An 8,642-nucleotide genomic window follows, 5' to 3' on the forward strand; every position below is an offset into this window, starting at 1 on the left:
TTCCCCGTTCCGGCGAGACCTGTGTAGAGTCCTCTATTGATACTGGTTCTCAATAGCTTCAGTGAAGGGCTCCATGACGGCTTCGGCACTCTCGTCCGCGTCCCGATCGACGGCGCTGCTCGGTCTGGTCGGCATCGTCACGGGGCTGGCCGTCGGAATGCTGGCTCCGCACCTCTCCGATGCCGCCGCCGCGGCCCGTGAGCCGATGGTCATGCTGCTGGTCACCCTCCTCTTCCTCGAGATGCGGCCGGCCGGCGGGCGCGCCGCGCTGCGGTCGAGGCGCGGGCTCGGCGTCCTGGCCCTGCTGGTCGTCTGCAACTTCCTGCTGCTGCCGGCGCTGGCCTGGGGGCTGTCCTGGCTGTTCCTCCCCGCCCCGGGGCAGGAGATGGTCCGGCTCGGGGTGCTGATCTACCTGCTCTTCCCGTGCGCCGACTGGTTCCTGGGATTCGTCCGCCTGGCCGGCGGGAGCACCGCGCTGGGCGCCGCCCTCATCCCGCTGCATCTGGGGCTGCAGCTGGCGCTCTATCCGTTCTGGGTCTCGCTGGCCACCGGAGGGGCCGTCGACGGGGTCCTCGAGCGGCTCGGCCCGGCCCTGGTCTCCATGGTGCTGGTCCCGGCCGGAGTCGCCGTCGTGCTGCGACTGGTCGCCGCTCGCCTGCCCGACGCTGGCGGGGCCGCCCTCGCCGCCGGACTGGTCTCCGGCGCCGGGCGGGCGGTGCCGGCGGTGCTGGCCGGACTGCTGGCGGTGCTGCTCGCCGGCGGCTCCGGGCAGCTGGTCGGCGCGCTCGACGTCGTCGCCCCGGCGCTGGCGGCGGTGGTCGTCTTCTTCGCGGCGAGCGCGGCCCTGCTCGAGCTCGTCTCCCGCGGACTCCATCTGCGCCACGAGGAGACGGCGCTGCTCTGCGTCTCCGGAGCCGCACGCAACGCGCCGCTGATGCTGGCGCTCACCAGTGCGACGCTGGGGCCGGATCCTGTGCTCGCGGCGACGATCGTGCTCGGCATGCTGCTGGAGTTCCCGCATCTGGTGCTGCTGGCCGGTCGTCTGCGGCGCCGACGAGCGGTGACGCTCGCCGCGTGAGTGTGACACCGTGCCTCGGCAGAGGCGGGCGACCCGAGGCACGGAGTATGCAGGTGTGCGAATATTTATGTAGACTCTGCGGCGAGCCGCACACCCTCCCGCCCCGCCGGGACGACGCAAGGAGCCAGTGGAATGACCGACCGCATTGTTCTCGCCTACTCGGGCGGACTCGACACCTCCGTGGCGATCGGCTGGATCGCCGAAGCCACCGGAGCCGAGGTCGTCGCCGTCGCCGTCGACGTCGGCCAGGGCGGCGAATCTCTGGAGACCGTCCGTCAGCGCGCCCTGGACTGCGGCGCCGTCGAGGCCTACGTGGCAGACGCCCGCGACGAGTTCGCCGAGCAGTACTGCATGGCCACGCTGAAGGCCAACGGGCTCTACATGGACTCCTATCCGCTGGTCTCGGCGATCTCCCGGCCGGTGATCGCCAAGCACCTGGTCGCCGCCGCCCAGCAGTTCGGCGCCTCCACCGTCGCCCACGGCTGCACCGGCAAGGGCAACGACCAGGTGCGCTTCGAAGTCTCCATCCAGACCCTCGGTCCGGAGCTGAAGTGCATCGCCCCGGTCCGCGATCTGGCCCTGACCCGCGAGAAGGCGATCGAGTACGCCGAGCGCCACCAGCTGCCGATCGAGACCACCAAGTCCAACCCGTTCTCCATCGACCAGAACGTCTGGGGCCGCGCGGTGGAGACCGGCTTCCTCGAGGACATCTGGAACAGCCCGACCAAGGACGTCTACGACTACACCGAGGACCCGGCCTTCCCGCCGGCGCCCGACGTCGCCACCATCACCTTCGACGCGGGCGTGCCGGTGGCCGTCGACGGGGCGACGGTCACCCCGCTGGAGGCGATCATCCAGCTCAACCGTCGTGCCGGCGCCCAGGGCATCGGCCGGATCGACATCGTCGAGGATCGCCTGGTCGGCATCAAGTCCCGCGAGATCTACGAGGCCCCCGGGGCGATGGCGCTGATGGCCGCCCACCAGGAGCTGGAGAACATCACCCTGGAGCGCGAGCAGGCCCGGTTCAAGAAGACCGTGGACCAGCGCTGGACCGAGCTCGTCTACGACGGCCAGTGGTTCTCGCCGCTGAAGAAGAACCTGGACACCTTCATCGAGGCGACCCAGAAGCACGTCTCCGGCGAGATCCGTCTGGAGCTGCACGGCGGTCGGGCCACCGTCCAGGGTCGGCGGTCGGAGACTTCGCTGTACGACTTCAACCTGGCCACCTACGACGAGGGCGACGCCTTCGACCAGTCCTCGGCGCCCGGGTTCATCGACATCTACGGGCTCTCCTCGAAGGTCGCCTCGCAGCGCGAGGAGCGGCTGTACGGCAAGCCGGACCTCTCCGGCCACGGCATCGAGACGAAGTGACCCATGGCTGACCAGCATGACCACCAGGGAACGAACGAGGGCGCGCTCTGGGGCGGCCGCTTCGCCTCCGGGCCGGCCGACGCGCTGGCCGCGCTGAGCAAGTCGACGCAGTTCGACTTCCGACTCGCCCGCTATGACATCGCCGGATCCCGCGCCCACGCGCGGGTGCTGCACCGCACCGGCCTGCTCGACGACGCCGAGCTGGACTCGATGCTTGCCGCGCTGGACCGGCTGGAGTCCGATGTGCTCTCCGGGGCCTTCGGGCCCGCGGAGTCCGACGAGGACGTCCACGGGGCCCTGGAGCGCGGCCTGCTCGAGCGCGCCGGCGAGGAGCTGGGCGGCAAGCTGCGGGCCGGGCGCTCGCGCAACGATCAGATCGCCACGATGGGCCGGATGTTCCTGCGCGACCACGCCCGGGTCCTCGCCGCCGGCGTGCTGGAGGTCGTCGACGCGCTGATCGCCCAGGCCGAGGCTCATCCCGCGGCCCCGATGCCCGGGCGCACGCATCTGCAGCACGCTCAGCCGGTGCTGCTGGGCCACCACCTGCTGGCCCACGCATGGGCGCTGCTGCGCGACCTGCAGCGGCTGGCCGACTGGGACGAGCGCGCGGCGGTCTCGCCCTACGGCTCCGGCGCGCTCGCCGGCTCCTCGCTGGGGCTGGACCCGGTGCGGGTGGCCGAGGAGCTGGGCTTCGTCGACGCGACCTGGAACTCCATCGACGGCACCGCCTCGCGCGACGTCTACGCCGAATTCTCCTGGGTGACGGCGATGATCGGCGTCGACCTCTCGCGGATCAGCGAGGAGGTCATCTTCTGGGCCACCAAGGAGGCCGGCTTCGTCACGCTCGACGACGCCTTCTCCACCGGCAGCTCGATCATGCCGCAGAAGAAGAACCCCGACGTCGCCGAGCTCGCCCGCGGCAAGTCCGGCCGGCTGATCGGCGACCTCACCGGACTGCTGTCCACGCTGAAGGGCTTGCCGCTGGCCTACAACCGGGACCTGCAGGAGGACAAGGAGCCGCTCTTCGACGCCGTCGACACGCTGGAGCTGCTGCTGCCGGCGGTCTCGGGGATGGTCGGCACGCTGACCTTCCACACCGAGCGGATGGCCGAGCTCGCCCCGCGCGGCTTCGCCCTGGCCACCGACATCGCCGAATGGCTGGTCCGGCAGGGCGTGCCCTTCCGCGTGGCCCATGAGCTGGCCGGCGAGGCGGTGCGCGTCGCCGAGGCGCGCGACGTCGAGCTCTGGGACCTCACCGATGACGAGCTGGCCGGGATCTCCGAGCAGCTGACTCCGGCGGTCCGCGAGGTGCTGACCACGCTGGGTTCGCTGAACTCGCGCTCCTCGCAGGGCGGCACGGCCGTCTCCGCGGTGGCCGAGCAGCTGGCCGAGCTGCGCCGCCGGCTGGAACCGGTCCGCGCGTTCGCCGCCTCGGACGGCAGCGTGGTGGGTCCGGACGCGGTCAGCTGAACGACGCGCCGCCGGAGGCGTCGGAGCCCGTCCGGAGCTGAGACGATGGGCCGCGTGGAACTGCACGAGCTCGACGCCCTCTTCGAGGGTCATGCGACCGCTCTGGCGCCCGCGCTGCTGGGCTGCCGGCTGACCGTGGTCACCGCCGACGGCGCGGTCGCGGTGCGGCTGACCGAGGTCGAGGCCTACGGGGACCAGGGCGAGGACCCCGGCGCGCACAGCTTCCGCGGGCCCACGGCACGCAACGCCTCGCTCTTCGGTCCGCCGCGGCGGACCTACGTCTATCTCAACTACGGCATCCATCGCTGTCTGAACCTCGCCTGCGGGCCCGAGGGCACGGCCGGCGGCGTGCTGCTGCGCGCCGGCGAGGTGCTCGGCGGCCGGGACCTGGCGGTGCGGCGCCGCGGCCGCGAGACGGGCGCGAAGCTGCTCTCCGGGCCCGGCCGGCTGGGCCAGGGGCTCGGGATCACACTGACGATGGACGCGACGTCGATCCGTCTGCTCCCGGCCGGAGAGCACCCGGAGCCCGGGGCGGCCGCCGCCTCCTCGCCGCGGGCCGACGACGACGCGGTCTTCCTGCTCTCCCCGCCGGCCGAGGCGGCCGACGGGGTGCTGTCCGGCCCGCGGGTCGGCGTCTCCGGCGTCGGCGGGGGAGCGGAGTTCCCCTGGCGGTTCCGGCTGGCCGACGAGTCGAGCGTCTCGGCCTACCGTCCCGGACGGAACGTGCCCGCGGCCGGCGGCGGCCCGAGCGGCGTCGACGCCGTCGACGGCTCCGCCCGCCGGGGCGGTGTGGTCACCCGAGGTTCATCCGCATGACTGTAGGATGGGTGGTCATCGTATTCGGACATGAGAGATGCGCATCCAGATGAGTGACTCCATCTCCTCGGCCTCGGCCGAGCCGCTGCACCCCGCCACCCACGACGTCCCGGTGCCGCCGCTGGAGGGCGGCCTCGAGGAGGAACGCCGCTACGTCGCCGTGCTGTACCGACGGCTGGACGAGCTGCGCGACGAGAAGAACGACCAGCTGACCCAGGTGCGCAGCACCGGCGCGGTGGGCACCATGCAGAACATCTCGGAGCGAGACGCCTTCGCGACGATGTACGAGGACCGGCTCGCCCAGCTCAACGCCGTCGACGACCGACTGGTCTTCGGACGGCTGGACCTGGACGGCGGCGAGTGCCGCTACATCGGGCGCATCGGGCTGACCACCGAAGACCTGCAGCGGCTGATGATCGACTGGCGTGCGCCCGAGGCCGGGGTCTTCTACCAGGCCACCGCCTTCGAGCGGCACGGCGTGCGGCGGCGTCGTCACCTGATGCTGCGGCGCCGTGAGGTCCAGGGCATCGAGGACGAGGTGCTCGACGTCGACATGCTCTCCGAGGCCACGGAGAACCACGGCGACGGCGCGCTGCTGGCCGCGCTGACGGCCCGGCGCACCGGCCAGATGGGCGACATCGTCGCGACCATCCAGGCCGAGCAGGACCGCATCATCCGCTCCGAGATGCCCGGGGTGATGGTCGTGCAGGGCGGGCCCGGCACCGGCAAGACCGCCGTGGCGCTGCACCGGGCGGCCTACCTGCTCTACAGCCACCGCGAGCGGCTGAAGTCCGCCGGGGTGCTGATCGTGGGGCCGAATCCCACCTTCATGTCCTACATCGAGCGCGTGCTGCCCTCGCTCGGCGAGACCGGCGTGGTGATGAGCTCGCTGGCCGACCTCTACCCGGGCGTCCACGGCGTCGAGGAGGAGGACCCGCGCGTCGCCGAGATCAAGGGCCGGCTGGACATGGTCGACATCGTCGCCGCCGCCGTCGCCGACCGGCAGCGCACCATCGACGAGCCGCGCCACGTCGAGGTCGAGGGCATCCGGGCGAAGGTCACCCCGGCGATGATCCGCCGCGCCCAGGAGCGCGCCCGGGCCACCGGCAAGCCGTACAACGAGGCCCGGTCCACCTTCGTGAAGGTCATGGTCCGCGAGATCGCCGAGAAGGTGGAGAAGGTCCTGAACAAGCGGTCGGAGGGCAACGAGGCCGACCGCAGCTACCTGACCGAGGACGTGCGCTCCTCCCGCGACGTGCGGGTGCTGCTGAACCTGTGCTGGATGCCGCGCACGCCGCAGCATCTGCTCGAGGATCTCTTCTCCAGGCCCGAATATCTGCGCCGGGCGGCCCCGCAGCTCGGCGAGGCCGAACGCGAGCTGCTCCGCCGCACGCCGGGAGCGCCGCTGACCACCTCCGACGTGCCGCTGCTGGACGAGGCCGCCGAGCTGCTCGGCGACCTCGACGACTCGGCCGGCCGTGAGGAGGCCCGCCAGCAGGCCGAACGGGAGAAGAACCTGGAGAACGCCCAGAAGGCGGTGGAGAACGCCGCGCCGCAGCTGGAGGAGAAGGGCATCGAGGGCTTCCTCGACGCCGAGGGCGTGGCGGCGATGAACACCGAGACCTCCGTGCGACTCTCCGCGGCCGAGCAGGCGCAGGTGGACCGGACCTGGACCTACGGGCACGTCGTCGTCGACGAGGCCCAGGAGCTCTCGGCGATGCAGTGGCACGTGCTGATGCGCCGCTGCCCGCTGAAGTCCTTCACCGTCGTCGGCGACACCGCCCAGGGGTCCTCGGCGACGGCGGCCGCGAGCTGGGCGCAGGCGATGGAGCCCTTCATCGGCGACCGGCTGCGCGTCGAGGAGCTGACGGTCAACTACCGCACGCCGCGACTCATCGTCGACCTCGCCGAGCGGGTCGCCCGGGCGCACGGCCTGCCGATCACCAGCCTGCGCACCGTCCGCGACGGCGAGCATGAGCCGGTGGTCGAGTCCGTCGAGGTCGCGCATCTCGAGGAGTCCGCGGCCGCCGCCGTCGACGCCGAGGTCGAGCGCGTGGGCGAAGGGCTGGTGGCCGCGATCGTGCCGGAGCCGATGGTCGAGCCGCTGCGTCGCCGCCTGCGGAGCAGCTACGGCGACCGCGTCGGGGAGGGCGCCGGGTCGATGGCCCAGGACATCGTGGTGCTCGGCGCCGACGACGCCAAGGGGCTGGAGTTCGACGCTGTGGTCGTCGTCGAGCCGGCTGCCCTGCTCCGCGAAGCCGGCGGGCGGATCGGCAGCCTGTACGTCGCGCTGACCCGGCCGACCCATACGCTGCACGTGGTCGCCGCGGAGGAGCTGCCTCCGGGGTTCGCGGCGGCGTCGGACGCCGACTGACCCCGGGCGGGGGAGTGCTAACGTGACTCAGGTGATGGAGAACAGCCCCATGGAGAAGAATCCCGCGCTGGACGCCCAGCGCATCGACGACAGCTTCGAGACGATCTGGCAGGAGCTCACCTGGCGCGGCCTGGTGCACGTCTCCACCGATGAGCACGAGCTCGAGAAGACCCTCGCCCAGGGGCCCGTCACCTATTACTGCGGCTTCGACCCGACGGCGGCGTCGCTGCACCTGGGGCATCTGGTCCAGCTGCTGACGATGCGTCGGCTGCAGCTCGCCGGCCACCGGCCCCTGGCCCTGGTGGGCGGGTCGACGGGACTGATCGGCGACCCGCGGCAGAGCGGCGAGCGGGTGCTGAACACTCCGGAGACCGTGTCCGGATGGGTGGACAGTCTCAAACACCAGATCCGGCACTACTTGGACTTCGACGAGGGCGAGAACGCCGCGACGATGGTGAACAACCTGGACTGGACCCAGGGGATGAGCGCCATCGAGTTCCTGCGGGACATCGGCAAGCACTTCCGGGTGGGCACGATGGTCAAGAAGGACATCGTCGCCAAGCGACTGCACTCCGAGGAGGGGATCTCCTACACGGAGTTCAGCTACCAGATCCTGCAGGGGCTGGACTTCCTGCAGCTCTACCGCGAGCACGGGTGCCGGCTGCAGACCGGCGGCTCGGACCAGTGGGGCAACCTGACCGCCGGCACCGAGCTGGTCCGCCGCGTGGAGGACGCCCAGGTCCACGCGCTCGGCACGCCGCTGATCACCAATGCCGACGGATCGAAGTTCGGCAAGTCGGAGGGCAACGCCATCTGGCTGGACTCCGAGCTCTGCTCGCCGTACACCTTCTACCAGTTCTGGCTCAACACGGCCGATGCGGACGTCATCGATCGGCTGAAGGTCTTCACCTTCCTCACTCGTGCGGAGATCGAGGAGCTGGCGACCTCGGTCGCCGAGCGTCCTCAGGCGCGGACGGCGCAGAAGAGGCTCGCCTGGGAGGTCACCACCCTGGTGCACGGGGAGGACGAGACCCGTCGGGTCATCGACGCCTCGGAGGCGCTCTTCGGCAAGGGGGACGTCTCGCAGATCGACGCGGACACGCTGCGCGGTGCCGCGGAGCAGCTGCCCCATGCCGAGGTGGATGCGGAGGCACCTCTGGTGGACCTCTTCGTGGCCGCCGGTCTGGTCTCGTCGAAGTCCGAGGCGCGTCGGACCGTGAAGGACGGCGGTGCCTATGCGAACAACGTGAAGGTCGACGACGGCGAGGTGCCCGCGGCCGAGGGCCTGTGGCTCCACGGTGAGCATCTGGTCCTGCGCCGGGGCAAGAAGAACCTCGCGATGGTGACTCGACGCCGGGGATGATTCAGAGGCGTCCCCCTGTCGTCGGGGGATGCCGCTGACTATCGCCCCCTCCGTCGTGGGGGAGAGAAGAAGCCGCAGGTCAGGCCCGAACAGGGGTCGGACCGGCGGCTTCTCTCGTCTGTGGGCGAGGTCACCGCACAGCGAGTTTGCACGGGTCGTCGGGGTATGTG

The 8,642-nt window shown here is 71.3% G+C and carries 6 protein-coding genes; all 6 read left to right on the forward strand.

The genetic code is table 11. From position 1 onward, the window contains the following. Positions 1-73: 73 nt before the first annotated feature. The 6 genes from GU5_RS0103845 to tyrS all read left to right on the forward strand — a co-directional run bounded on the left by GU5_RS0103845 (position 74) and on the right by tyrS (position 8,472). The gene (locus GU5_RS0103845; RefSeq protein WP_010524261.1) at positions 74-1,078 is read left to right on the forward strand and encodes an arsenic resistance protein; all 1,005 of its coding nucleotides are present in this window, start codon (positions 74-76) and stop codon (positions 1,076-1,078) included. A 132-nt stretch (positions 1,079-1,210) separates the two neighbouring features. Continuing rightward, the gene (locus tag GU5_RS0103850; protein ID WP_010524262.1) at positions 1,211-2,449 is read left to right on the forward strand and encodes an argininosuccinate synthase; all 1,239 of its coding nucleotides are present in this window, start codon (positions 1,211-1,213) and stop codon (positions 2,447-2,449) included. 3 nt (positions 2,450-2,452) lie between these two features. Next, positions 2,453-3,919, forward strand: a complete 1,467-nt coding sequence (argH, locus tag GU5_RS0103855) for an argininosuccinate lyase (protein WP_010524263.1) — start codon at positions 2,453-2,455, stop codon at positions 3,917-3,919. Between the two features lie 45 nt (positions 3,920-3,964). Beyond that, on the forward strand, positions 3,965-4,735 hold the full coding sequence (locus GU5_RS0103860) for a DNA-3-methyladenine glycosylase (protein WP_050806583.1): 771 nt from the start codon (positions 3,965-3,967) through the stop codon (positions 4,733-4,735). Between the two features lie 49 nt (positions 4,736-4,784). Beyond that, positions 4,785-7,109 (forward strand): UvrD-helicase domain-containing protein, encoded by a 2,325-nt coding sequence (locus GU5_RS0103865; RefSeq protein ID WP_139084307.1) that lies wholly within the window; start codon positions 4,785-4,787, stop codon positions 7,107-7,109. Between the two features lie 49 nt (positions 7,110-7,158). Then, positions 7,159-8,472, forward strand: a complete 1,314-nt coding sequence (tyrS, locus tag GU5_RS0103870) for a tyrosine--tRNA ligase (protein ID WP_010524266.1) — start codon at positions 7,159-7,161, stop codon at positions 8,470-8,472. Positions 8,473-8,642: the final 170 nt, after the last annotated feature.

This window comes from Nesterenkonia sp. F (assembly GCF_000220985.1).
In the GTDB taxonomy this organism is placed as follows: domain Bacteria; phylum Actinomycetota; class Actinomycetes; order Actinomycetales; family Micrococcaceae; genus Nesterenkonia.